Source organism: Xanthobacter sp. 91, from assembly GCF_000702385.1.
In the GTDB taxonomy this organism is placed as follows: domain Bacteria; phylum Pseudomonadota; class Alphaproteobacteria; order Rhizobiales; family Xanthobacteraceae; genus Xanthobacter; species Xanthobacter aminoxidans.
The window spans coordinates 4,641,531-4,667,461 of the sequence record NZ_JNIB01000001.1 but is presented as its reverse complement, the minus strand read 5'-3'; the positions used below and the strand labels follow the sequence as shown (position 1 = coordinate 4,667,461).

At 68.1% G+C, this 25,931-nt stretch carries 21 protein-coding genes and 1 tRNA gene; 16 read left to right on the top strand and 6 right to left on the bottom strand.

What is annotated here, in order from left to right; genetic code table 11:
* Positions 1-5: 5 nt before the first annotated feature.
* Positions 6-383 carry an iron-sulfur cluster insertion protein ErpA gene (gene erpA / locus A37E_RS0121745; protein ID WP_081837719.1) on the bottom strand — a complete coding sequence of 126 codons (378 nt, stop codon included), beginning with the start codon at positions 381-383 and terminating at the stop codon, positions 6-8.
* 145 nt (positions 384-528) lie between these two features.
* On the opposite strand from erpA, the gene A37E_RS0121740 reads away from it, so the two are divergent.
* The 3 genes from A37E_RS0121740 (at position 529) to A37E_RS26165 (ending at position 5,511) form a co-directional block, all read left to right on the top strand.
* Positions 529-1,734, top strand: coding sequence for a deoxyguanosinetriphosphate triphosphohydrolase (locus A37E_RS0121740; RefSeq protein WP_029558550.1), 1,206 nt, complete (start codon positions 529-531; stop codon positions 1,732-1,734).
* Positions 1,735-1,770: 36 nt separating this feature from the next.
* Complete coding sequence (gene argS, locus A37E_RS0121735; protein ID WP_029558549.1) at positions 1,771-3,531, top strand: arginine--tRNA ligase; 1,761 nt, start codon at positions 1,771-1,773, stop codon at positions 3,529-3,531.
* 258 nt (positions 3,532-3,789) lie between these two features.
* Entirely contained in the window at positions 3,790-5,511 is a 1,722-nt protein-coding gene (locus A37E_RS26165; protein ID WP_029558548.1) for an SPOR domain-containing protein, read from the top strand.
* 53 nt (positions 5,512-5,564) lie between these two features.
* Here A37E_RS26165 and A37E_RS0121725 read toward each other — a convergent pair whose 3' ends face one another.
* Together A37E_RS0121725 and A37E_RS0121720 are read right to left on the bottom strand one after the other, a co-directional pair.
* The gene (locus A37E_RS0121725; RefSeq protein ID WP_029558547.1) at positions 5,565-6,053 is read right to left on the bottom strand and encodes a nicotinamide-nucleotide amidohydrolase family protein; all 489 of its coding nucleotides are present in this window, start codon (positions 6,051-6,053) and stop codon (positions 5,565-5,567) included.
* A gap of 2 nt (positions 6,054-6,055) precedes the next feature.
* Entirely contained in the window at positions 6,056-7,252 is a 1,197-nt protein-coding gene (locus A37E_RS0121720; RefSeq protein WP_029558546.1) for a bifunctional 2-C-methyl-D-erythritol 4-phosphate cytidylyltransferase/2-C-methyl-D-erythritol 2,4-cyclodiphosphate synthase, read from the bottom strand.
* A gap of 169 nt (positions 7,253-7,421) precedes the next feature.
* On the opposite strand from A37E_RS0121720, the gene dusB reads away from it, so the two are divergent.
* From dusB to hflX, 11 genes are all read left to right on the top strand, one after another.
* Positions 7,422-8,441, top strand: a complete 1,020-nt coding sequence (gene dusB / locus A37E_RS0121715) for a tRNA dihydrouridine synthase DusB (RefSeq protein WP_280938450.1) — start codon at positions 7,422-7,424, stop codon at positions 8,439-8,441.
* A gap of 182 nt (positions 8,442-8,623) precedes the next feature.
* Positions 8,624-9,709 carry a nitrogen regulation protein NR(II) gene (locus A37E_RS0121710; protein WP_156026471.1) on the top strand — a complete coding sequence of 362 codons (1,086 nt, stop codon included), beginning with the start codon at positions 8,624-8,626 and terminating at the stop codon, positions 9,707-9,709.
* Between the two features lie 7 nt (positions 9,710-9,716).
* Positions 9,717-11,159: a nitrogen regulation protein NR(I) gene (gene ntrC / locus A37E_RS0121705; RefSeq protein WP_029558543.1), complete on the top strand. Its 1,443-nt coding sequence runs from the start codon at positions 9,717-9,719 to the stop codon at positions 11,157-11,159.
* A 119-nt stretch (positions 11,160-11,278) separates the two neighbouring features.
* Entirely contained in the window at positions 11,279-12,094 is an 816-nt protein-coding gene (locus A37E_RS0121700) for a substrate-binding domain-containing protein (protein WP_029558542.1), read from the top strand.
* 308 nt (positions 12,095-12,402) lie between these two features.
* Complete coding sequence (locus A37E_RS0121695; protein ID WP_245279401.1) at positions 12,403-14,568, top strand: PAS domain-containing sensor histidine kinase; 2,166 nt, start codon at positions 12,403-12,405, stop codon at positions 14,566-14,568.
* A 3-nt stretch (positions 14,569-14,571) separates the two neighbouring features.
* Complete coding sequence (locus A37E_RS0121690) at positions 14,572-15,939, top strand: sigma-54 dependent transcriptional regulator (RefSeq protein ID WP_024279012.1); 1,368 nt, start codon at positions 14,572-14,574, stop codon at positions 15,937-15,939.
* Between the two features lie 108 nt (positions 15,940-16,047).
* Positions 16,048-17,424, top strand: a complete 1,377-nt coding sequence (gene trkA / locus A37E_RS0121685; protein WP_029558540.1) for a Trk system potassium transporter TrkA — start codon at positions 16,048-16,050, stop codon at positions 17,422-17,424.
* 24 nt (positions 17,425-17,448) lie between these two features.
* Positions 17,449-18,861, top strand: coding sequence for a hypothetical protein (locus A37E_RS0121680; protein WP_029558539.1), 1,413 nt, complete (start codon positions 17,449-17,451; stop codon positions 18,859-18,861).
* Positions 18,862-18,875: 14 nt separating this feature from the next.
* Positions 18,876-19,733, top strand: coding sequence for a D-amino-acid transaminase (locus tag A37E_RS0121675; RefSeq protein ID WP_029558538.1), 858 nt, complete (start codon positions 18,876-18,878; stop codon positions 19,731-19,733).
* A gap of 149 nt (positions 19,734-19,882) precedes the next feature.
* On the top strand, positions 19,883-20,137 hold the full coding sequence (hfq, locus tag A37E_RS0121670) for an RNA chaperone Hfq (protein ID WP_024279016.1): 255 nt from the start codon (positions 19,883-19,885) through the stop codon (positions 20,135-20,137).
* A 170-nt stretch (positions 20,138-20,307) separates the two neighbouring features.
* Positions 20,308-21,687, top strand: coding sequence for a GTPase HflX (gene hflX / locus A37E_RS0121665; RefSeq protein ID WP_029877129.1), 1,380 nt, complete (start codon positions 20,308-20,310; stop codon positions 21,685-21,687).
* 15 nt (positions 21,688-21,702) lie between these two features.
* Here the strand turns inward: hflX and mazG are convergent, their stop codons facing one another.
* Positions 21,703-22,551, bottom strand: a complete 849-nt coding sequence (gene mazG, locus A37E_RS0121660) for a nucleoside triphosphate pyrophosphohydrolase (RefSeq protein WP_029558536.1) — start codon at positions 22,549-22,551, stop codon at positions 21,703-21,705.
* Between the two features lie 126 nt (positions 22,552-22,677).
* On the opposite strand from mazG, the gene A37E_RS0121655 reads away from it, so the two are divergent.
* On the top strand, positions 22,678-23,142 hold the full coding sequence (locus A37E_RS0121655) for an SAM-dependent methyltransferase (protein WP_038193521.1): 465 nt from the start codon (positions 22,678-22,680) through the stop codon (positions 23,140-23,142).
* 187 nt (positions 23,143-23,329) lie between these two features.
* Here the strand turns inward: A37E_RS0121655 and A37E_RS0121650 are convergent, their stop codons facing one another.
* Entirely contained in the window at positions 23,330-24,193 is an 864-nt protein-coding gene (locus tag A37E_RS0121650; RefSeq protein ID WP_029558534.1) for an MBL fold metallo-hydrolase, read from the bottom strand.
* Between the two features lie 430 nt (positions 24,194-24,623).
* Positions 24,624-24,701, bottom strand: a tRNA-Pro gene (locus A37E_RS0121645).
* A gap of 328 nt (positions 24,702-25,029) precedes the next feature.
* Between A37E_RS0121645 and A37E_RS0121640 the strand changes: the two genes are divergently transcribed.
* Entirely contained in the window at positions 25,030-25,323 is a 294-nt protein-coding gene (locus tag A37E_RS0121640) for a septal ring lytic transglycosylase RlpA family protein (protein ID WP_245272375.1), read from the top strand.
* Positions 25,324-25,931: the final 608 nt, after the last annotated feature.

The following is a 25,931-nucleotide window of genomic DNA, read 5'->3' as shown; positions in this document are numbered from 1 at the left end:
GCGGATCAGACCGCGAAGCTGGACCCGCAGCCGCACTTGGCGGTGGCCATGGGGTTCGAGATCTTGAAGGCGGAGCCCATGAGGTCGGCCTTGTAGTCGAGCTGGGAGCCCTTGAAATAGTCGAGCGACATGCGATCGACCACGATCTTGGCGCCTTCCTTCTCGATGACGAGGTCATCGTCCGACTGTTCCTGCGTCACATCATACTTGTAGGAAAAGCCGGAACAGCCGCCGCCTTCCACGCTGATGCGCAGGAACGTGCCGGCAGGCTCGGGAGAAAGAATCTGGCAGATGCGGCGCGCGGCCGCGTCGGTCACCGTAAAATCCACTTCCGTCACCGGAGCATCGGCGGGAGCGGTCGTCGGGGCGAGGGAGGTTTCCATGGTATCGACTTTACGAATTGAAGCTGGCAATGGCTTCTAAGGTAAGTCCATCCGCCCCCGATTTAAAGGGCGGGCGGTGCAAAAGGGTTTTGTGCGTCGCCGCAGGTTCTTGTGCCGCGCCGGCCGGAACGGGGGAGGGGCGGTCATGGCGGTGAGCGGCGCAACGCCCCGCGTGGCCTGGGCCTGCGAAGCCGAACGGTCCCGCGGCCGGTTGGTCCCGGAACCCGAGATGCCGCCGCGCAGCCCGTTCCGGCGCGATTGCGACCGCATCATCCATTCCACGGCCTTCCGCCGCCTGAAGCAGAAGACGCAGGTCTTTGTCTTCAACGAGGGCGACCATTACCGCACGCGCCTCACCCACACGCTGGAGGTGGTACAGGTGGCCCGCTCCATCGCCCGTGCGCTGGGGCTGGATGAGGACCTCGCCGAGGCGCTGGCGCTGGCGCACGATCTCGGCCACCCGCCCTTCGCCCATGCCGGCGAGCGGGCGCTGGACGCCTGCATGGCGGGGCAGGGGGGCTTCGACCACAACGCTCAGTCCCTGCGCGTCGTCACCCGCATCGAGGGCCGCTATGCCGCCTTCGACGGCCTCAACCTGACGTGGGAGACGCTGGAGGGCATCGCCAAGCACAATGGTCCGCTGACCGACCGCGAGGGCAACGGCATCGGCCGCTATCGCGACGGGCTGCCCCACGCCATCCGCGTGCATTCGGCCCAGCAGGATCTCGAATTGTGGAGCCACGCCTCTGCGGAGGCGCAGGTCGCCGCCATCTCCGACGACATCGCCTACGACGTGCACGACCTCGATGACGGTCTGCGCGCCCGCATGTTCACGCTGGACGACATCGCCGGCCTGCCGCTGGTGGGCGAGGCGCTGGCCAGCGTGCGCGGGCGCTATCCCGGCCTGGACGTGCCGCGCACGGTGAACGAGGTGCTGAGGCTGGTCATCACCCTGCTCATCGAGGACGTGGTGGCGGAAAGCACCCGCCGCGCACTGGCCGCCGGCGTGGCCTCGGCGGAGGATGTCCGGGCGCTCGGCGCGCCCATCGTCGCCTTCTCGGATGCCATGCGGCAGAAGGAGAAGGCGCTGAAGGGCTTTCTCTTTCCGCGCATGTACCGGCACGAGCGGGTCAACCGCATCATGGCCGAGGCGCAGGGGGTCATCCGCGATCTGTTCGCCTATTTCATCAACCGCCCGAAGGACCTGCCGCCCTCCTGGCAGGACGGTATCGAGACGCTGGAAGGCGAGCGCCTCGCCCGCCGCGTCTGCGACTACATTGCGGGCATGACCGACCGCTACGCCCTCGACCAGCACGCCCGCTTCTTTGACTCGACACCGGACTTGCGTTAGGCGCGCCGGCAACCGAACCCGATTGGACCCCATTCCATGAACGTCTACGCGATCTTCGCCGATCACGTCCGCGAAGCCGTCGCCGCCCTTTCCGCCGAGGGCCTCGTCAAATCCGGTCTCGACCTCGCCCGCGTGGTGGTGGAGCCGCCCCGCGATGCGACCCATGGCGACCTCGCCACCAATGCGGCCATGGTATTGTCCAAGGACGCCGGCCTGAAGCCGCGCGACCTGGCCGAGAAGATCGCGGGCAAGCTCAAGGCGGTGCCAGGCGTGGCGCGGGTGGACGTGGCCGGTCCCGGCTTCATCAACATCGCCCTCGATGCCGCCTTCTGGCCCAAGGTGCTCGCCGCCGCGCTCACAAAGGGCCTCGATTTCGGCCGCTCAAGGCTCGGCGCGGGCGAGAAGGTGAATGTGGAGTACGTCTCCGCCAACCCCACCGGCCCCATGCATGTGGGCCATTGTCGGGGCGCGGTGTTCGGCGACGCCATGGCGCGCCTGCTGGCCTTCGCCGGCTTCGCCGTGACCAAGGAATATTACATCAACGACGCCGGCGCCCAGGTGGACGTGCTCGGCCGCTCCGTCTTCCTGCGCTATCGCGAGGCGGTGACGGGCGAGAAGGCGGACATTCCGGACGGACTCTATCCCGGTGACTACCTCATCGCCGTCGGCCAGCAGCTCGCCGAGATGCACGGCGGCGAGTACATGGCCGCGCCGGAGAGCGAGTGGCTGCCGGTGTTCCGCTCCTTCGCCATCGGCTGCATGATGGAGATGATCCGCGACGACCTCACCGCCCTCGGCATCGAGTTCGACGTGTTCTTCTCCGAGCGCTCGCTGGCCTTCGGCGCGGTGGACAAGGTAGGCGCCACCATCGAGGCGCTGCGCGCGTCTGGCGAGGTCTATGAGGGCCGCCTGCCGCCGCCCAAGGGCGCGCCTATCGAGGATTGGGAGGATCGCGAGCAGACCCTGTTCCGCTCCACCGACTTCGGCGACGACGTGGACCGCCCGCTGAAGAAGTCGGACGGCAGCTACACCTATTTCGCCGGCGACATCGCCTACCACAAGGACAAGGTGGAGCGCGGCTTCCTCAAGATGATCGACGTCTGGGGCGCCGACCATGGCGGCTACGTGAAGCGCATGCAGGCGGCGGTGAAGGCCGTATCGGGCGGCAAGGGCAGCCTCGATGTCGAGCTGATCCAGCTGGTGCGCCTGTTCCGCAATGGCGAGCCGGTGCGTATGTCGAAGCGCGCAGGCTCGTTCGTCACCCTGCGCGAGGTGGTGGACGAGGTGGGCCGCGATGCGGTGCGCTTCATGATGCTGTTCCGAAAGAATGATGCGCCGCTCGACTTCGACCTCGGCAAGGTGATCGAGCAGTCGCGCGAGAATCCCGTCTTCTACGTGCAGTATGCCCACGCCCGGGCCAAATCGATCCTGCGCAATGCAAGCGAGCAGTTCTCCGATCTGCCCGCCGAACCTGCCGCCTTCGCCGGGGCCGCCTTGTCGCGACTCGACGACGAAGGCGAGCTGACGCTGCTGCGGCGCATCGCCTCCTGGCCGCGCCTCGTCGAACAGGCGGCAACGGCGCGCGAGCCGCACCGCATTTCGTTCTTCCTGCATGATCTGGCGAGCGAGTTCCACGCCCAGTGGAACCGGGGAAAAGACTTGCCACATTTACGCTTCATTATCGAGAATGATCGAGATTTGACCTCGGCTCGCCTCGCATTGGTGCATGGCGTTGCCACGGTACTCGCTTCCGGTCTCAAGGTGCTCGGGGTGGAGGCCGTTGACGAGATGAAATAATCGCTCGTCCGGTTGCGGTCCGGCGTATGCTGGCCGAGGTGCGGGCGGGGCTTTGTGGCCGGTTCGCGAAGATCCATTTCGCGAGGATCCGGCCGGGTGGGCGGCGCAACACATCGAGGCGACATGGGCGACGAAAGCAGGTACCGCTACCGGCGTGACGATGCTGCCACGGGAAGCGGCCCCGGCTCCCGGCCGGCGCAGGCCGCCAGTGGCGATCGCGCGGGTGGACGTGATCCCCTCGCCGAGCTTGCTCGGCTCATGGATCACGATCCCTTCGACGATTTCGACGGGCTCCAGCCCGAACAGCAGTCCCGTTCGGGCGCGCCCCAGCAGAGCGCGCCCCAGCAGGCGGCCCCTCGCCCGGCCCCCGCGCAGCGTTATGCGCCACCGGCAGCTCCCGCCCCGGCACAGCGTCTGGCGCCGCCTCAGCCAACGCGCGCTGCACTCCAGCCGCCGCCCCGTCCGGCCGCTGTCGAACCCGATTATGATGAGGACGACGACGCCGAGGCGTGGAACACCGCCCCCTCACGCCAGCCCGCCGTTCCGGCGCGCGCCGCGCCCTCTTATGCGCCGGAGCCCCAGTCCCGCGCCCCGCAGGGCTATGGGCAGTCCGGCTATGCCCAGCCGGCCCCGTCCTACGCCCCGGCGCCCCGCCCGGCGGACCCGCGCGCGGCTGACGTTCGCCTGGGTTACGGCTCGCTCGCCCGCGATGCCGCCGCTGCCCGCGCCGTGCCACCGCAGCAGCCGCCAGCTCAGGGTTATGACGATTACGACGACGACTATGACGACGGCGTAGACGATCCTCGCCAGCCCGATCCTCGCCAGACCGATCCGCGCGCTCGGGCCTCCGGCTACGGGCAGGGTCAGGCCCCGCAGGCGCAGCAGGCTTACGGCCGGGCGGATGCCCAGGGATATCGCCAGGACGCGCGCTCTCAAGATGCCCGGTATCAGGACGCGCGTTACCCGGACGACCGTCGTCCCGCCTCCGGCCAGCCGGCCCACCAGTCGGCGCGCTACGACGACGAGACGGACGAGGCGGGCTACGCCTATTCCGCCGCGCGCCGTGACGAAGACTACGATTACGACGACTACGACGACCGCTACGATCCCGAATATGCCGATGACGGCTACATGCCGCCCCACGGCGATGAGATGTACGAGCCCGAGCCGCGCCGCCGCCGTGGTCGCACGGCGCTTCTGCTCGGCGTCTCGCTGGTGGGTCTCCTGGTCGCGGGTGTTGCCGGCGTGTTCGCCTACAACATGGCTGTGGGCCGCTCCGGCCTGATGTCATCGTCCAGCGCGCCGCCGGTCATCAAGGCAGATTCCGCCCCGGCCAAGACCACGACGCCGGCCACGGCAGACGCCCAGAAATCGATCTATGACCGCGTGGGCGGCCCCGTGACCGCCGGGAACGAGAAGATGGTGCCCCGCGAGGAGCAGCCGGTGGACGTGACGTCTGCCGCCCGCGCCCCGGCGGACAGCGCCCCGGCTGCGACCCAGCAGCCCATGCAGGCGACACAGAACCTCACCGAGCCCAAGCGCGTGCGCACCATGACCGTGCGCGCCGACGGCAGCGTGACGCCCGGCGTGCCCTCCAGCGCTGTCTCGGCCTATGCGCCGAGCCAGAACCCGATCCCGGTGGGGCTGCCGCAGCCCAATCCCGTCACCACCGTGCCCGCCTCCGCCCCTGCGGATGCGACGGCAAGCACGTCTCCCGCGCCCACGGCGGCCGGCACCTACGTAGTGCAGGTGGCTTCCCAGCGGTCCGAGAGCGATGCGCTCGGCTCGTGGAAGGCGCTGCAGGCCAAGTATCCGAACCTGCTCGGCAGCTACAAGGCAACGGTCAAGAAGGCGGACCTTGGCGACAAGGGCATCTATTACCGCGCCCAGGTCGGTCCTTTCGCCGGCCGCGACCAGGCCAACGAACTCTGTCAGTCCCTGCGCGCGCAGGGGGGCGATTGCGTCGTGACCAAGAACTGACGGGCGATCGCCTTTCAGGACAGAAAAGCCGCCTTCGGGCGGCTTTTTCGTTTTCAGGACGCTGCGCTGCGCAGCAGGTCGAGGGCTTCGAGAACCGACAGCCGGCGGACTTCTGCGCGGCCGATCTCGCCGAATCGCTTCTCTCGGTGGACGACCTTGCCGTCGCGGCGGGCACAGGCGAAGTGGACGAGGCCCACGGGCTTGGCCGCCGAGCCTCCGCCCGGCCCGGCCACGCCGGTGATGGCCACCGCCGCATCCACGCCGGCCGTCTTACATGCCCCCTCGGCCATGGCGCGGGCGGTTGCCTCGCTCACGGCGCCGTGGGCGGCAAGGGTCGCTTCGGGCACGCCGATCATCGCCATCTTGGCGGCGTTGGAATAGGTGACGAAGCCGCGGTCCACCACATCCGACGATCCCGGCACCTCGGTGAGGGCGCCGGCCACGAGCCCGCCGGTGCAGGATTCCGCCGTTGCCAGCGTCCAGCCGCGGGCGCGGAAGGCGTCGAGGACGGCGACGGCGCGGGCGTAGGTTTCCTCGTCCATCGTCAGATCTCCTCTCCCGCCGGCAGGCGGATGGTGGCGCTGGCCATGGCGGCGATGCCCTCGCGCCGGCCGGTGAAGCCGAGCTTCTCCGTGGTGGTGGCCTTCACCGAGATGCGGGCGACCGGAACGCCGGTGATGCGCGCGATCTCGGCACGGATGGCATCACGATGGGGCCCGACCTTCGGCGCCTCGCAGATGAGGGTGAGATCGAGATGGGCGATACGCCCGCCGCGCGCCTTCACCTTTTCCACCGCATGGGTGAGGAAGCGGTCGGAGGACGCGCCCTTCCACTGCGGGTCCGAGGGCGGGAAATGCGCACCGATGTCGCCGTCGCAGAGCGCGCCCAGCAGGGCGTCGGTGAGGGCGTGGAGGCCCACGTCGGCATCCGAATGGCCAACCAGCCCGAAACCGTGGGGCACCGCGACACCGCCGAGCATCACGTGGTCGCCGGGACCGAAGGCATGGACGTCGAAGCCGGTGCCGGTGCGCACGTCCGGGAGTTCGGCGAAGGTCGCGGCGGCGCGGGACATGTCTTCGGCTGTGGTCAATTTGATGTTCCCTGTCTCTCCGGCAAAGGTCGCGACCCTGTACCCGGCCCATTCCATCACCGAGGCGTCGTCGGTCAGCGTCGTGACGCCACTGTCCGCCGCCGCCCGATGGGCGGCGACAAGCGGGGCATAGCGAAAGGCCTGGGGCGTCTGCACCGCCCGCAGCACCGCGCGATCCAGCGTCTCCGCCACGACGCCGGTCGCATCGACGCGCTTCACCGTATCGGTCACCGCAAGCACCGGGATCGCGGCATCGCCGTCCCCTGCCGCTGCGATGGCCCGGCTGATGAGATCGGGCGTCGCATAGGGGCGGGCGGCGTCATGCACCAACACGACCGCCGGCGCCTCGACGCCGGCCAGCGCCTCGAGCCCCGCGCGCACCGAGTCCTGACGCGTCGCGCCACCGGAAACCGGTGCCAGAATCTTGGGCAGGCCTTCCGCGGCGTCCGCAAAGAGGCCTGAATCATCGCTATGGATGACCGCAAGCACGGCCGTGACGGCCGGATGCTCGCAAAAAAGGCGCAGCGTGCGGCGCAGCACCGGCTCGCCGCCCATTTGCTGGTACTGCTTCGGCAAAGGCCCGCCCGCGCGGCTTCCGCGCCCGGCAGCCACCACGATCGCCACGCAGTTCGTGGCCGACGTTCCGGTCACGGCCGACCCTCCTTTTTGGGCGAAGGCGGCAGGTCAGGCTGGCAGCGCGAGTAGGGACCGGACATGCTGCGGTGCAGCGGTGCGCACACTGCCCTTGCGTGCCGCGCACATTTGTCTAAGATGTAGGCAGAACACAGCTGGCCTAAATTCTGTGCAAGAGACTGTCCCATTGTCCATTCCGGCGTTGCGCCTCGGCGCCGTGACCCTGCCCAATCCGGTCATCCTCGCCCCCATGGCGGGAATCACCGATGCGCCGGTGCGGCGGATGGCTGTCCGCCATGGCGCGGGGCTCGTCATATCAGAAATGCTGGCCAGCGAGGCGCTTCTCGAGGGGCATCCCGAGATGCTGCTGCGCGCTGAAGGGGAGGGCGTGTCGTTTCATGCCGTCCAGATCGCCGGCAACGATCCGCGACTCATGGGTGAGGCCGCGCGCGTGGCCGAGGCAGCCGGTGCCGGACTCATCGACATCAACATGGGCTGCCCCGCCAAGCGCGTGACCACCGGCGCCGCCGGCGCGGCCCTGCTGCGCGATCTGCCTCTGGCGCGCGCCATCTTCGAGGAGGTGCGCGGGGCGGTCAGCGTTCCGGTCACGGTGAAGACCCGCCTCGGCTGGGACGATGGCTCGCCCACCGCCGTCGCCCTCGCCGAAATGGCGGAGGCGTGCGGGCTTTCCATGGTGACGATCCACGGCCGCACCCGCTGCCAGTTCTACACCGGCCGGGCGGACTGGAGCGCCATCCGGGCGGTCAAGGAAGCCGTATCGATCCCGGTGATCGCCAACGGCGACGTGACGAGCCTTTCCGACGGTCCGGCCATTCTCGCGGCATCCGGAGCCGACGGTCTCATGATCGGCCGGGGCGCGCAGGGCCGGCCCTGGTTTCCGGGCCGGGTGGCGCAGGGGCTCGCCGGCCGCATGGTCGAGGAGGATCCGCCGCTCGATCTGCAGCGGGACATCCTGCTGGAACTCTACGAGGGTTGGCTCTCGCTCTATGGCACCACCCTCGGCGTCCGGCAGGCGCGCAAGCATATCGGCTGGGCGCTCGATGCCGCGGCAACAGGGCAGGGGAATGCACGCGCCGCCTTCGTGGAGCGCTGGCGCAAGGCGCTGCTGGTGCTCGACGAGCCCGGCCGCGTGAAGGCCGGGATCACGGCGGCCTACGACGAACTCATGTGGAGGGCCGCGGCATGACGGCCGAAGCCAGAAAGCAAGACACACGGAAGATGGAAAAAAAGGCCAAGGGCAGTTCGAAGGCCGCGACCAAGGCTGCGGGCAAGGAGGTTGCCAACGAGGCGGCGAAGATGGAGGCGGCGCAGGAAGCCGTCAGCCCGCCCGTTCACCCTGTCGCCAAGGCCGGCAACGCCGAGCCCGGCATGACGCGCGCCATTCTCGATGCCGTGCCGCATCCGCTGTTCACCATCGCCGGCAACGGCCATGTGGTGGAGGCCAATGTGGCGGCTGAAGCCTTCTTCGAGGTCAGCGCCCCGCTTCTGCGCCGGCGACCCCTGACCGAGTTCGTGCCGTTCGGCACGCCGCTCCTCGGCCTCATCGATCAGGTGCGCCAGCGCGGCGCGCCGGTGAATGAATATCGGGTGGACCTCGGCACGCCCCGCAACGGCGGCGAGCGCATCGTGGACATCCACGTGGCGCCGGTGAACGAGCAGCCGGACCATGTGGTGGTGATGCTCCAGGAGCGGACCATCGCCGACAAAATGGACCGCCAGCTTACCCATCGCGGCGCCGCCCGCTCGGTGAGCGCGCTGGCCTCCATGCTGGCCCACGAGATCAAGAACCCGCTCTCCGGCATCCGCGGCGCGGCGCAGCTTCTGGAGCAGTCCGCCGACGACGAGGACCGGGCGCTCACCCGCCTCATCTGCGACGAGGCGGACCGCATCGTGAAGCTGGTGGACCGGATGGAGGTGTTCTCCGACGAGCGCCCGGTGGAGCGCGAGCCGGTGAACATCCATGCGGTTCTGGAGCATGTGCGCACGCTCGCGGCCTCGGGCTTTGCCCGCCATATCCGCTTCGTGGAGGAGTACGACCCCTCCTTGCCGCCGGTGCTCGCCAACCGCGACCAGCTCATCCAGGTGTTCCTGAACCTGGTGAAGAATGCGGCGGAAGCCATCGACAGCGATCAGGATGGCGAGATTCTGCTCTCCACCGCTTTCCGCCCCGGCGTGCGGCTGATGGTGCCGGGCGCCTCCACGCGCGTCAGCCTGCCGCTTGAGTTCTGCGTGCGGGACAACGGCAAGGGCGTGCCGGACGACCTCGTGCCCCACCTATTCGACCCGTTCGTGACCACCAAGCCCACCGGCTCTGGCCTCGGTCTTGCTTTGGTGGCGAAGATCATCGGCGACCACGGCGGCATCGTCGAATGCGACAGCCAGCCCCGCCGCACCACGTTCCGCGTGCTCCTGCCCATGTATCGCGGCAAGAGCCCTGTTCGAGAGGACAATTGAGGTGTCGATGCCATCCGGAAGCATCCTGGTCGCCGACGACGATGCCGCGATCCGCACCGTGCTCAACCAGGCGCTCTCGCGCGCGGGATATGAGGTGCGTTCCTGCGGCAACGCCGCCACGCTATGGCGCTGGGTGAGCCAGGGCGATGGCGATCTCGTCATCACCGACGTGGTGATGCCCGACGAGAACGCCTTCGACCTCCTGCCGCGCATCAAGAAGGCGCGGCCGGATCTGCCGGTCATCGTCATGAGCGCGCAGAACACCTTCATGACCGCCATCCGCGCCTCCGAGCGCGGGGCCTATGAATATCTGCCCAAGCCCTTCGACCTGAAGGAGCTGATCTCCATCGTCGGGCGCGCCTTGTCGGAGCCCAAGAAGGGGGACGGTCACCACCACGCCCCCGAGGAGCAGGACAACATCCCGCTGGTGGGCCGCTCGCCCGCCATGCAGGAGATCTACCGCCTCCTCGCCCGCCTGATGCAGACCGACCTCACCGTGATGATCGCGGGCGAGAGCGGCACCGGCAAGGAACTGGTGGCGCGAGCGCTGCACGATTACGGCAAGCGCCGCACCGGACCGTTCGTCGCCATCAACATGGCGGCCATCCCGCGCGACCTCATCGAATCCGAGCTGTTCGGCCACGAGAAGGGCTCCTTCACCGGCGCCACCACCCGCAATCCCGGGCGCTTCGAGCAGGCGGAGGGCGGCACGCTCTTCCTCGACGAGATTGGCGACATGCCCATGGAGGCGCAGACGCGCCTTCTGCGCGTGCTCCAGCAGGGCGAATACACGACCGTGGGCGGGCGCACGCCCATCAAGACCGACGTGCGCATCATCGCCGCCACCAACAAGGATCTGCGTACGCTGATCCAGCAGGGCCTGTTCCGCGAGGATCTGTTCTTCCGCCTGAACGTGGTGCCCCTGCGCCTGCCGCCCCTGCGCGAGCGCTCGGAGGACGTGCCGGACCTCGTTCGCCACTTCTTCCTGCAGGCGGAGCGGGAAGGCTTGCCCGCCAAGCAGATCGACGCCGCCGCCCTCGACCGCTTGAAGCGCTATCGCTGGCCGGGCAACGTGCGAGAGCTGGAAAACCTGGTCCGCCGCCTGGCCGCGCTCTACCCGCAGGAGGTCATCACCCCCGCCATCATCGAGGCCGAGCTCTCCGAGCCCATGCCGAACATGCTGTCGGAAGAGGGCCCGGTGGACGCGACGCTCGCCGCTTCGGTGGAGCGCCACCTCAACACCTATTTCTCCGGCTTCGGCGAGAACCTGCCCCCGCCTGGGCTCTATCACCGCATCTTGAAGGACGTGGAATATCCGCTCCTCTCCGCTGCGCTCGCCGCCACCCGCGGCAACCAGATCAAGGCGGCGGAACTGCTCGGGCTCAACCGCAACACGTTGCGCAAGAAGATTCGCGATCTCGATATCCAGGTGATCCGCACGTCGCGGTGATCCCCACGTCTTGAGACGACGCACATGCCCCGCGGGTGTCCCATCCGCGGGGTTTATTGACGGCCACGATATGTCCGAGTGAATATAGCTCATTCGCTTGTTCATTTCGGAGCCTTGCCATGCGCGCCCGCATTTGCGCCGTTGTTTTTCTTTGCCTTTCCGCCGCAACGTCCCGCGCCGAGGATATCCGCCTCGTCGCGGCGGGCAGCCTCACCGGCGCTTTCAACGCGATGATCTCGGACTATGGCCGGAGCCACCCGAGGGATCACGTCTCCACCAAATGGGGCCCGTCCGGGGTGCTCAGGACCGAGCTGGAAAACGGCGGCGCCTTCGACATCTTCGCGTCCGCCGCTCTGCCCCACGCGCAGGCGCTGACGGACAAGGGCCTTGCCAGCGACAGTGTCCTGTTCGCCCGCAACGCATTGTGCGCCATCGCTCTGGCCGATGGCCCGGCGCTCGCGTCCGACACGCTGGTGGAGACCCTGCTGAAGCCGGACATCCGCCTCGCCACCTCGACCCCCAAGGCCGATCCGGGCGGTGACTATACGTGGGAGCTGTTCGCGCTGATCGACAAACAGCACCCGGGCGCGTTCGCCACGTTGAGCGGAAAGGCCCAGCAGGTATTCGGCGGCGCGGCCACGACCGGACCGCTCAACGGCCGCCACCGGCTGGCCGTGGCCCTCGGCGACAAAAGCGCGGACGTGGCGATCTACTACTGCTCAGGCACTCAGGAGATGAGCAAGACGGAACCCGGCAGGTACAAGGTGGTGGCGCTGCCGCGCGACCTCGCGGTCGGGCCGGAATATGGGCTGACGCTCGCCAACACGGCATCTCTAGCGGCGGCCGACTTCGCCATGTACATCCTCTCCCCGTCCGGCCAGAAGACCCTGTCGGATTTTGGCTTCATTCCGGTCACGTTGCCAGCCGCGCGCTGATTCGATCGCGGCCGGGCGCCGCCCTCCCGCAGGGGACGGACTCTTGCGGGGCCTCATCTTTCGGATGGACAGAAAGGGCCGGGTCGTTCGTTGACCCGGCTACCTGCGTTTTGCTCCCTCACCGCAAATACGGTGGAAGGGGGATGCGTCTGTCACATTTTTGCACCAGTGTCGTTCCACTGCATCACTCTGGACTGCGCGAGTCGTCGCGCGGCCGGTAGCGTTGGGACGGTCAGGCACACATGAGCGATGAGCCGGTCAGGTACGCCGCAAGAGACGTGAGGCCGCGGCGCAGTCTGTTCGCCCGCATGTTCGCGCCCGTCGTGGTGGTGCTGTCGCTGGCTCTGGCGGTGGCGACCTTCGCCATCATCATGGGCCTCACTTCCATCGTGCCGACGCCGACGGTGACGCTTGAGGCCTTGGCGGCATCTGCAATCGCCGCGGTCGCGCTGCTCGCCATCATCGGCCGGGAAGTCTGGCGCATCTGGCAGGCGCGGGCCCGCGGCCGAGCCGCCTCGCGGCTCCATGTGCGCATCATCGGCCTGTTCGCCATTGTCGCCGTGGTGCCGGCGGTCGTGGTGGCGCTGGTGGCAAGCTTCACCCTGGACCGGACCCTCGACCGCTATTTCTCCGAGCGCACGCAGGAGATTGTCGGCTCGGCCTCCTCGGTGGCGCAGACCTATGTGCGCGAGCATGCGCTCTCCATCCGCGGCGACGCGCTGGCCATGGCCAACGACCTGTCGCAGCAGAAGGCCCTCTACGACACGGACATCGAAAAGTTCCGCCAGGTGCTGACGGCCCAGGCGGCCCTGCGCAATGTGCCGGGCGCCCAGATCATCCACCGCGACCTCTCCGTGGTGGAGCGGGCGAACCTGCGCACCGGCCGGGAATACCTCGTCCCCGCCAACATCGCCATCAACGAGGCCACGGCCGAGCAGCCCATCATCTATGTGGATGCCGACTATGTGGGCGCCGTGGTGCCGCTCACCGGCTTCGACGATCTCTTCCTCTACGTGGCCCGCCCCATCGATCCGCGCGTGCTGGGCTACCTGAAGGTGACGAGCGACACGCTCGCGGACTACCGTGCGCTGGAGCAGAGGCGGTTCAGCGTCCAGCTCGCCTTTGCCGCCATGTATTCGATCGTCACGCTGATCGTGCTCCTGTCGGCGGTGTGGCTGGGCGTGACCTTCTCCAAATGGCTGGTCGCGCCCATCCGCCGGCTGATGTGGGCGGCGGATCGCGTGGCCAAGGGCAATCTCGACATCCAGGTGCCGGTGAACCGTGCGGAAGGCGACCTCGCCACCCTCGGCGAGACCTTCAACAAGATGACCGGCGAGCTGAAGACCCAGCGCAACGCCCTGGTCAGCGCCCGCGACCAGATGGACAGCCGCCGCCGCTTCACCGAGGCCGTGCTGTCAGGCGTCGGCGCGGGCGTGATCGGCCTTGATGCTGAGGCGCGCGTCACCATCCTCAACCTCTCCGCCGAACGCCTTCTCGGTGTCACCGAGGCCGAGGGCCTCGGCCGCCCGCTCGCCGAGGTGGTGCCGGAGACGGCCTCACTGCTGGAGGAGGCGCGGGGCGCCGGGCAGCGGGCGGTGCAGGGCAACATCACGGTCCAGCGCGACGGTCGCGAGCGCATCTTCGCCATGCGCGTCACCACCGAGCAGTCGGGAGCCGAGGCGCACGGCTGGGTGGTGACGCTCGACGACATCACCGCCCTCATCACCGCCCAGCGCACCTCGGCATGGGCGGACGTGGCGCGGCGCATCGCCCACGAGATCAAGAACCCGCTCACGCCCATCCAGCTGTCCGCCGAGCGGCTGAAGCGCAAGTACGGCCGCCACATCACCCAGGATCGCGATGTGTTCGACCAGTGCACCGACACCATCATCCGGCAGGTGGGCGACATCGGCCGCATGGTGGATGAGTTCTCCTCCTTCGCCCGCATGCCCAAGCCCGTGGTGGATGCGCAGGATCTCGCCGAGACGGTCCGGCAGGCGGTGTTCCTCATGCGCGTCGGACACCCCGACGTCACCTTCGAGGCCGAGCTGCCGGCCGCACAGCCGGCCCGTTTCGATCGCCGGCTCATCAGCCAGGCACTCACCAACATTCTCAAGAACGCTGCGGAAGCCATCGAGGCTGTCCCGGACGCCGATCGCGGCAAGGGCCGCATCCGCGTCCGCGTCTCCGCGACGGGGGAGGATCTCCTGATCGACGTCATCGACAACGGCGCGGGCCTACCGCGCGAAAAACGCAGCCGCCTGCTGGAGCCTTATGTGACCACGCGCGAGAAGGGGACGGGGCTCGGCCTCGCCATCGTCGGCAAGATCATGGAAGAGCATGGCGGCGGTATTGAACTCAACGATTCGCCCGAGGGTCGCGGCGCCTGGATCAGGCTCCGGATGCGGGCGGATGGTCTACCACCGGCCGGCGCGGGCGGGGCGCAACCGGTCCCTCAAGCAGGGAGGGCCTGATCCATGGCCATGGACATCCTCATCGTCGACGACGAGGCCGACATCGGCGAGCTGGTTGCCGGCATTCTGGAGGACGAGGGCTATTCCGCCCGCACCGCCCGGGATGCCGACGGCGCGCTCGGTGCCATCGCATCGCGGCGGCCGAATCTCGTGTTCCTCGACATCTGGCTGCAGGGCAGCCGCCTCGATGGCCTGGAACTGCTCAACGAGATCAAGTCTCAGCATCCGGACCTGCCGGTGGTGATGATCTCCGGCCACGGCAACATCGAGACCGCGGTCGCCGCCATCAAGCGCGGTGCCTACGACTTCATCGAGAAGCCGTTCAATGCCGACCGGCTGGTGATGGTCACAGAGCGGGCGCTGGAGACCCTGCGTCTCAAGCGCGAGCTGAAGGAGCTGAAGCAGCTCACGCCGCACGGGCGCATCCTCGTCGGCCGCTCCAGCGCCATCCAGCAGCTCAAGGGCACCATCGAACGGGTCGGCCCTACCAACAGCCGCATCCTCATTGTCGGCCCCTCCGGCTCGGGCAAGGAACTCACCGCGCGGCTCGTTCACAGCGTCTCCGGGCGCGCGCAGGGGCCGTTCGTGGTGCTGAATTCCGCGGCCATGACGCCGGAGCGGCTGGAGTTCGAGCTGTTCGGCGTCGCGGACGGGGAGGGCAGGGAGCAGAAGCGCGGGGCGCTCGAAGAGGCGCACGGCGGCACGCTCTTCCTCGACGAGATCGCCGACATGCCGCGGGAGACGCAGAACCGCGTGCTGCGGGTGCTCGTGGAACAGACCTTCACCCGCGTCGGCTCCAACGACAAGGTGACGGTGGACGTGCGCATCATCTCCTCCACCGGGCGCAACCTGGAGGAGGAGATCGCCAAGGGCCGTTTCCGCGAGGATCTCTACCACCGCCTCTCGGTGGTGCCGATCCGCGTGCCGCCGCTCGCCGAGCGGCGCGAGGACATTCCCGATCTCGTGGACTTCTTCCTCGACAGCATCTCCCAGACCACCGGTCTGCCGCGCCGGCCCATCGGCGAGGACGCCATGGCGGTGCTGCAATCCCACGACTGGCCGGGCAACGTGCGCCAGCTGCGCAACAATGTGGAGCGCCTGCTCATTCTCGCCGGCGGCGATCCGGAGGCGACCATCACCGCCGCCATGCTGCCGCCGGACGTGGGCGCGCTGGTGCCGACCCTGCCCAACGGCAATGGCGGCGAGCATCTGATGGGCCTACCGCTGCGTGAGGCGCGCGAGGTGTTCGAGCGCGAATATCTCGCCGCCCAGATCAACCGCTTCGGCGGCAACATCTCGCGCACCGCCGAATTCGTCGGCATGGAGCGCTCGGCCCTTCATCGAAAGCTTAAGGCTCTCGGCGTAGGGTGAAGGGCCCCGGACGTGACCGGGGCGGGTTGACGGGGTGCCCGAAAAGGGGGCTGCATCGGTGCGTTCTGTCCGCTGACCTGCGGGGGCCGAACGCCGGGGGGAGGGTTCATGAAGGTCGTGATCTGCGGCGCGGGCCAGGTGGGGTTCGGCATCGCCGAGCGCCTCGCCGGTGAGCAGAACGACGTGTCCATCATCGACACGTCCCCGCGCCGCATCCAGATGGTGACGGAACAGCTCGACGTGCGCGGCGTGGTGGGGCAGGGGTCCCATCCGGACGTGCTCGCCCGCGCGGGCATCGAGCAGGCGGACATGCTCATCGCCGTGACCCTCCACGACGAGGTGAACATGGTGGCCTGCCAGGTGGGCCACGCCCTGTTCAACGTGCCGACCAAGCTCGCCCGCATCCGCGCCCAGACCTATCTCGCCTCCGAATGGCGCGACCTGTTCTCCCGCGACCAGCTGCCCATCGACGTCATCATCTCTCCCGAGGTGGAGGTGGGCGAGATGGTGCTGCGCCGCCTTTCCCTGCCCGGCGCCTCCGACACGGTGAGTTTCGCTGACGGCGCGGTGGTGATCGTCGGCGTTTCCTGCACCGAGGACTGCCCGGTGGTGGACACGCCGCTGAAGCAGCTGACCGAGCTTTTCCCGGACATCCAGGCGACCATCGTCGCGGTGAGCCGGGCCGGGCGCACTTTCGTGCCCCGCTCCAACGACCAGATTCTCACCGGCGATCTCGTCTATTTCGTCGCGCAGGCCGACCATGTGCAGCGCACGCTCTCCCTGTTCGGGCACGACGAGGTGCCGGCCCAGCGCATCGTCATCGCTGGCGGTGGCAACATCGGCTACTACGTCGCGACCGAGCTGGAGAAGCGCAACGCCGCCGCCCGCGTGAAGCTGATCGAGGCCTCCCGCGAGCGCTCGCAGACCATCGCCGAAGAACTGCGCCGCACCGTCGTGCTCAATGGCGACGCGCTGGAACGCGCCATTCTCGACGAGGCGGGGGTGGGGGAGGCGGACACCATGATCGCCCTCACCAACGACGACCGGATCAACATCCTCTCCTGCCTTCTTTCCAAGCAGGTGGGGGCGAAGCGCATTCTCGCGCTGCTGAACGAGCAGGGCTACGCCACCTTCGCCCGCGGCCTCGGCATCGACGCCCATGTGAACCCGCGCCAGATCACGGTTTCCAAGGTGCTCCAGCATGTGCGGCGCGGCCGCATCCGCGGCGTCCATGCGCTGCTCGACGGCTCGGGCGAGATGATCGAGGCGGAAGCGCTGGAAACGTCGCCGCTGGTGGGCAAGCCGCTGCGCGATCTCAGCCTGCTGGACGGGCTGCGCATCGGCGCCGTGGTGCGCAACGGGCAGGTGCTGCTGCCGCGCGGCGATTTCGTCGTGCGCGCCCACGACCGGGTGGTGCTGTTCGCCCTCGCCGATCGCATCAAGCGCGTGGAGCAGCTGTTCCGCGTGGCGCTCGAATTCTTCTGACCCGATCCCGGGACGCGAAATCCTATGGCCAACGCCGCCCGCCCGCTTGCCGCCGGCATCGCCGCCATCGGGGCGCTCGCGCTCCTGCCGATGGCGGTCGCCGCGCGCTCCGGCACGGGCCCCGTGGCGGTGTGGCTCGCCACGTCCGGCTTCTGCCTGTTCCTCGCCGGCCTGCTGCGCTTCACCACCCATGGGCTCGAGACCCGGCTGACGCGGACGGGTGCCGTGGCGCTGGTGGCCTGCATGTGGCTTGTGCTGCCGCTGATGGCGACGCCGGCGGTCGCCATCGTCTCCGGCCTGTCGCCGCTTCAGGCCTGGTTCGAGGCGCTTTCCGCCTTCACCGCGACCGGTCTCACTGCGCTCCATCAGGGACCGGCGAGCCTCTATGTCTTCCTCGGACTGCTGCAATGGGCGGGCGGTCTCTTGACCGTGGTCACGGCGGTCGCCGTGCTGGCGCCGGCGGGCCTCGGCGGATTGCCGGACCGCACGCCGCGCGGCGGCACCGCGCTCGACGTGGTGGATCTGGTGAAGGTCCTGCGCGAGATCAGCCCCGCCTATCTGGCGGCGACCGCGCTGGCGATGATCGTCCTGCTCGCGTCCGGCGAGACCCTGTATGTGGCCTTCACGTTGGCCACCGCCGTCGTCTCCGCCGGCGCCCATCTGCCGCCGGAGGCCCAGCTGGCGCTGGCGCTCGATGAGACGCCCAAGTGGCTGCTGCTGCCCTTCCTCATCTTCAGCGCCACCAGCGTGCGCTGGCACCGGGCACTGATCACCCGCCGCCTCAATGCCGCGCCGGAGCAGGTGGAAAGCCTCGTCATCATCGGCTGGTGGGCGGTGCTCGGCATCATCCTCGGCGCCCTGCTGTTCCGGACGGACGAGATGTCGTCGCTCGATGCGGTGCGTGACGGCCTGTTCACCGCCGCCTCATTGATCTCGACCAGCGGCATCGGCCCGCATGAAGGCACCTATGCCAACCTGCCGCTCGGCCTCGTCATCCTCGTGGTTCTACTGGGCGGCGGCGCGCTCTCGGTGGCGGGCGGGCTGAAGATGCTGCGGCTGCGCGCCATCCTGCTGCGCACGCGGGGCGATCTCCTGCGCCTCGTCTATCCCCACATCGTCCTGCCCTCGGCGCTGGAGGGCGGTGTCGGTTCCGCCATGCGGGGCGTCTGGGCGGGGGCGGCGAGCCTCGCTTTCCTGTACGGCCTGTGCGTGATCGCGCTCAGCCCCGGCCTGCCCTCGCTCGATGCGGCACTGGCGGCAGCGGCGGCGGTCGTCACCAATACCGGCCCGGTCTACGACGCCGCGGGCGGCGGCTGGCCGGCCATCTCCTCCCTGCCCTGGGGCTCGGTGCTGGTCGCCGGCATCGGCATGGTCGCGGGGCGGCTGGAGATCATCGGGCTTTTCGTCTTCATCCATCTCGCCATCTGGCGCACCTGAGGGCCGACGCAGTCATGTCGCGCATCGCCTACGTCAACGGACGCTATCTCCCCCATCGCGACGCCAGCGTGCATGTGGAGGATCGCGGCTATCAGTTCGCCGACGGCGTCTATGAAGTCTGCGAGGTGCTCGGCGGCCGCCTGGTGGACGAACGCCGCCATCTCGACCGGCTCGATCGCTCCCTGCGTGAGCTGTTCATTGCAGCGCCCATGTCACGGGCGGCGCTGTCCGCAGTGCTCAGGGAAGTGGTGCGCCGCAACCACGTGCGCAACGGCATGGTCTACCTGCAGGTGTCCCGGGGCGTCGCGCGTCGCGACCACGCCTTTCCTGCGCCGGATACCGCCCCCTCCATTGTCGTGACCGCGCGCCGCACCGACCGGGAGGCGCAGGAGGCGCTGGCGCGCAAGGGCGTCGCCGTCATCACCGTGCCGGAGAATCGTTGGCCGCGGGTCGACATCAAGAGCGTCTCCCTGCTGCCCAACGTGCTGGCCAAGCAGTTGGCGAAGGAGGCCGGCGCGCGCGAGGCGTGGTTCGTCGATGCCGACGGCTATGTGACCGAAGGCGCCTCCACCAACGCCTGGATCGTGACCGCCGGCCGCACCATCGTCACGCGCCCCGCAGACAGCGGCATCCTCAGGGGAATCACCCGCACCGTGGCATTCGAGGTGGCGGCGAACCTCGGCTATACCGTTGAGGAACGGCCATTCACGGTTGCGGAGGCCCACGCAGCGGACGAGGCGTTCATCTCGGCCGCGACCACGGTCATCATGCCGGTCGTGATGATCGATGGCACCGCGGTGGGATCAGGTGTCCCCGGCCCTGTCGCCAAGGCTTTGCGATTGAAATTCCACGATTTTTCGGAAGTCGCCTGAGTTTGTCCCAGACCGGATCATGTTGCGGAGCAAAATAATATTGCGCCGCCATCGGGCTGTGCCATTCTAGCAGCCCAACTCTCACGGGGGTGTACACTCCAGACGTGCGCTTGCCCGTGGGCCTCAACGCCGAAACAATGGATACGAAAATGGCGGCGGAACGGACACAAAATCTCCAAGACACTTTTCTCAATCACGTCCGCAAGAACAAGACTCCCCTCACGATTTTCCTGGTGAACGGGGTGAAATTGCAGGGCGTCGTTACCTGGTTCGATAATTTCTGCGTGCTCCTGCGCCGGGACGGGCATTCCCAGCTGGTTTACAAGCACGCCATTTCCACCATCATGCCGGGTCACCCGGTTCAGTTGTTCGATCCCACGGACGATGGGGGAGAAAAGGCTTAAGCGTGCAGCATCAAAGCGGGAAGAAGGCGGGCGGACGTTCAAAGTCCAAGGCAGATACCTCGAAGACGGCAACGTCCAAGCTCGCAGGCCGCAAGGTTGAAGGTGCAATTGACGTCGGGGAGGATATTCCGGTCCCCGGCGAGCATGAGGCGCTGCTGCCCGAATCCGGGATGGATTCCGAAAGCCCCACCCACGACACGACGCACGAGCCCACGCGCGGCGGTATCGACCGTCGCGCGCCGGCCGTGCGCTGTGCTGTCGTCACGCCCGTCGTCAGCCGGCGGGGCAGGGGAGGCGCGCCGGAACGGCGCAGCCCCGAGGCGCGGCTCGACGAGGCTGTGGGCCTTGCAGCCGCCATCGAGCTGAACGTCGTCTTCTCCGGCCTCGTGTCGCTGTCCGAGATCCGCCCCGCAACCTATCTCGGTACCGGCAAGGTGGAAGAGCTGGCGGCGATCGTGGAGGCCGAGCATGTGGATCTCGTCTTCTTCGACGCCGCTCTGTCTCCCGTGCAGCAGCGCAATCTGGAGAAGGCCTGGTCCACCAAGGTGGTGGACCGCACCGCGTTGATTCTCGAAATCTTCGGCATGCGCGCCCGGACCAAGGAAGGCGCGTTGCAGGTGGAACTGGCCCACCTCAATTACCAGCGTTCCCGGCTGGTGCGTTCCTGGACCCATCTGGAACGCCAGCGCGGCGGCTTCGGCTTCCTCGGCGGCCCCGGCGAGACGCAGATCGAGGCCGACCGCCGTCTCATCGGCGATCGTATCATCCGCATCGAGAAGGAACTGGAGCAGGTGAAGCGCACGCGCGGCCTGCACCGGGCGAGCCGCAAGCGCGTGCCGTATCCCATCGTTGCGCTGGTGGGCTACACCAATGCCGGCAAATCCACGCTGTTCAACCGGCTGACCCGCGCCGAGGTGATGGCCAAGGACCTGCTGTTCGCCACCCTCGACCCGACCCTTCGGGCGGTGGACCTGCCGCACGGCACCCGCATCATCCTCTCCGACACGGTGGGCTTCATCTCCGAACTGCCGACCCAGCTCGTCGCCGCCTTCCGGGCCACGCTGGAAGAGGTGCTGGAGGCGGACCTCATCCTCCATGTCCGCGACATCTCCCACCCCGATACCGAGGCGCAGGCGGCGGATGTGGCCGACGTGCTCGAAGACCTCGGCGTGGAGGTGAAGGACGGCGGCCGCGTCATCGAGGTTTGGAACAAGATCGACCGGCTTTCTCCCGAGGCCCGCGAGCAGGTGCAGAACCAGACCTTGCGTGCGGGGGCCGAGGCGCCCGTTGCCGTCTCGGCCCTGACCGGGGAGGGGACGGACGATCTGCTGGGCGTCATCGAGCGTCGCATCACCTCCGGGCGCGTGACGCTTTCGGTCATCCTTGCGGCGGAGGACGGCGAGGGGCTCGGCTGGCTGTATCGCCATGGCGAGGTACTGGAGCGCACCACCGGCGAGGACGGTGTGCTGCAGGTGGCCCTGCGCATCCCGCCGGAGCGCGCCGGCCTTGTCGCCCGCCGCTTCGGGGCGCGACGGGTCCACACCATGTAGGCGGCGTGCGGGCGGCTATTCGGCCGCGCGCTCGCTCTGCTTCTCCAGCCGCTTGGCGTCCTGCCAGAGGGCTTCCATCTCGTCGAGGCTGGCATCGTTGGGCCGGCGGCCATCCGCCGCGAGCTGCGTCTCCACGTGGTCGAAGCGCCGGGTGAACTTCTCGTTGGTGCCGCGCAGCGCCGTCTCGGGATCGACGTCCGCATGGCGGGCGAGGTTCACCACGGCAAACAGCAGGTCGCCGATCTCGTCGCGGATGGCCTCCGTGCCGCCGGCGTCGAGGGCCTGCGAGACTTCCTCGGTCTCCTCGCGGATCTTGGCCAGCACCTGCCGCGCATCATTCCAGTCGAAGCCCACGCGGCTGGCTTTCTCCTGAAGCTTCAGGGCGCGGGTGAGGGCAGGGAGGGGCAGGGCGACGCCCGAGAGGGTGCCCTTTCCGCCCTCCTCCGGCGCCAGCCCGGCAGCGGCGCGGGCGGCGGCGCGCTCGGCCTTCTCCTGTGCCTTGATCTCGGCCCACATCCCCTTCACCGCTTCCGGCGACAGATCGCGCGCGTCGCCGAACACATGGGGGTGCCGCCGCACCAGCTTGGTGGTGATGGCCTCCACCACATCAGGGAAGGCGAAGGCGCCTTCCTCCTCCGCCAGGCGGGCGTGGAACACCACCTGCAGCAGCAGGTCGCCCAGCTCTTCCTTCAGGTCCGGCAAGTCGGCGCGGGCGATGGCATCCGCCACCTCATAGGCCTCTTCCAGCGTGTACGGCGCGATGGTCGCGAAGGTCTGCTCCAGATCCCACGGGCAACCGGTGCCCGGCGTGCGCAGGGCCGCCATGATCTCGATGAGGCGCGCAATATCGCGGGAGGGCTGCATGGGGGGCTCCGGAGGGATGGGACACCATCCTAATGCGCGGGCACGCCGCGCGCGACTGCGCCCGATGCCGCCTTTGAGCCCAGGGCTGCGACGCCTATGCTGTCGGCGTCCAACGGATTCCCGCCCATGATCGAAATCGCGCCCGCCGGCCCCATCGACGACGACATCCGGCCCGGCGAGACGAGCGTCGCGCTGCCGGAGCGCTTCGACGCGGGGCTCTATTTCATCGGCCGCATCCGCACGCCGTGGACGGTGCGCGGGACCTGTCCGCGCCGCGGCGATCCGGAGGAGGGGCCGGTCTGCACGCTGGAGATCGATCCGCGCTGGGCGGACGCGCTGACGGGCGTCGTCGACTGCCCGCGCCTTCAGGTGCTCTACTGGATGGACCGGGCCCGGCGCGATCTCGTGCTCCAAAGCCCGCGCGACGGCGGCACCCGCGGCACCTTCGCACTGCGCTCGCCGGTGCGGCCGAACCCCATCGCGTCCTCGGTCGTCACGCTCGTGGGCGTGGAGGGGCTCAAGGTGATGGTGCGCGGCCTGGACTGCCTAGACGGCACGCCGCTGGTCGACCTGAAGGTGCAGCACGCGTGAGGCTGGGCGATCGCGTCTCCCCCGAAAACAATAATCGCAGAAGAGATATTATGGAATTTAAAGAGCGAGGGGCAACCTTCGCTGCGCCGGGCGCCACGGTTCGGTACCGCCGAAATTCACAATTTTATCCATCCAAGACAACGACTTAAGTGAGATTTTAAAAGCAAAATCAGAATCACCTGAGCTGCTAGCCTGCCGCCCCAGTCCGCTCGTGGACGGTCGCACCGGATCGGATGCCTGACGTGAACTGCATGCCGTCATAGGCAGGAATCACCCCCTCCGGTAGGCGCGCCGCCAGGGTGGAATAATCAAGGTCCGTGTGCAGGTTGGTCAGGATCGCGAGATTGGGCTTGAGCAGCGCCACGTGGTCCAGCGCTTCCTGAAGCGTGAAATGCGAGGGGTGCGGCGCCTCCCGCAGGGCGTCGATGATCCAGACGTCGAGATTGTGCAGATGCATCAGGCTGTTTTCGGGAAACCCATTCACGTCGCTTGAATAGGCCACGCCGCCAAACCGGAAGCCGAAGGCGTCGATGTCGCCGTGCCGCTGGCGGAACGGCAGCGCCGCGATCGGGCCGCCCGCGCCATCGATGACGATCTCGCGGCCTTCCCGATACCGATGGTCGTTCAGGATCGGCGGATAGGCGCTGCCTGGGGGCGTGGCGAAGCAATAGCCGAAGCGCTGATGCAGGATGCGGGCGGTATCTTCGTCCGCATAGATGTCGACCCGCTTGCGGTTGTGAATGGCCAGCGGCCGCAGATCATCGATCCCGTGGGTGTGGTCGGCGTGCTCGTGGGTGAACAGCACGGCGTCCAGATGGGTCACGTTCACGCCGAGCAATTGCTCCCGCAGGTCCGGCGAAGCATCGACGAGAACGCTGGTTTTGCCGCCCGGCCCGACGCGCTCCACCAGCATCGAGCAACGGCGGCGGCGATTGCGCGGATTGGCGGGATCGCAGGCGCCCCACCCCTGCCCCACCCGCGGTACGCCGCCCGAGGAGCCGCAGCCGAGGATGGTGAAGGTCAGGGTCGCGGCGTCGCTGGAGGGGGGCATCACGTCTCTCCCGGCGGCCGGGATCGCCCGGCGCAGAATCTGCCGCAGGGTGCTCCAAATCGCGCCCGGAGTCACACCGCACCACCTTGTAGGGCGGCGTTTTCATCGTGACTGAAGCGGTCCTTGGCCCCGAAAGCCCGCGGACTTGCCACCGCGCCGACCCTTCGAGGTTGGATGAGGTTCTGGCAGAAAATCACATGTCAGCAAAGAGATGCGAATCGCGATTCGCCTGAAGCATCAGGTAAGCAATGGGCGACACCCGGTGCAAGCGCTCAGCTGCAGCAGCACGCGCACGTCAACGGCTCCCCCATTCGGGGGCTCAGCAGCAATTCAGACAGGATGGAGAAAATGGCCGCGCTCCAAGGCGGCTCAAGCCCAGGCATCACACAGATCGAAAATGGGAGGGGATACTGCGGATGCCGGGATGGAGTGGTCGGAGCGAGAGGATTTGAACCTCCGACCCCTAGTCCCCCAGACTAGTGCGCTAACCGGGCTGCGCTACGCTCCGACGTGGAGGGGAGGCTTAGACCATCACCGGGGCCCCGACAAGCCCCTCCGGAACCGAATGTGCAAAGCGCGCGCCGCTCTCCCCAGGGATCATTCAAACGGGATAAAGATACCATCGTAGACTGCGCTATTCGGCGTCACATCGCGGCGAGATTGTGGCAGAGGAGAACGAATCGCCACTCTTTCGCCGGCGAACCGTGTCAATGTGGCCTGATTGCGCGGTCATTCGGCGATCTTCTTCAACAACACGGAAGATTGAACGGATGAAGATACGTGTGGTCCTGTCCTGCGCCGCCCTGTCCCTGCCGGCCTCCATGGCCGTTCCGAACATGGCGAATGCGGACACCTCCACCGGCATCGCCTCCTACTATTGGCAAGGCCGCAGCACCGCGAGTGGTGAACGTTTCAACCCGACGGCCTACACGGCCGCCCATCGTTCCCTGCCCTTCGGCACCAAGGTGCGTGTCACCAATCTTCGCAATGGAAAAGCCGTCGTGGTCCGCATCAACGATCGCGGGCCGTTCGTCCGTGGCCGGGTGATCGACGTGTCCAAGGCGGCAGCGTCGGAGCTCGGCTTTACCGGCTCTGGCGTCACCCGCGTTTCCCTCTCCGTCGTCGAGTGACCGGACGGAATTGAAGGCAGGCCGGGCGTGCCTGGGGATCGCCTCGCGCCCGGCCTTGCTCGCTCCCGATGATGGCTGGTCAGTCGGCCGCTCTGGCCTCGCCCCGCCGTCCGGTCAGCCCTTCCATCAGCCGACGGCATTCCCCCAGCTCATAGAGTGCCGACTGCATCCGGTGCACGTCGTCGCGGGAGAGCACCGGGGCCGCCATGGGCGGCTGGCCCACCACGCGCGGCTCCGACCGAAGATGCGGCGGCAGATACTGCTCCGGCGGTCCGGGACGCAAAGGCTCACGGGGGAGCCTCTGGTTCGGCTCCGCCTGCTGGCTGACGACAACCTCCTCGACCGGAACGGCCGGTGCCGCCCTGGTCCGCTCGGCCGCCGGCCGCGTCGGTTGAACCGACGCCGCATGGGCCTGCGCGGGTGCGGCGGGCTGAGGCGCCAAGCCCCGGCTGGCCATGCGCTCCGCCAGAAGCCGCTGTTCGGACTCCGGCATGGGAAACCCGCCCTCGCCTTCTTCGCTGATGGGGCCGATGAGCGGCCCGACGCGCGTGGCGCGGGGAAGGGCCTGCGGGGCCCCCTCGCCCCATTCCTCGTCGATCGCGCGACGC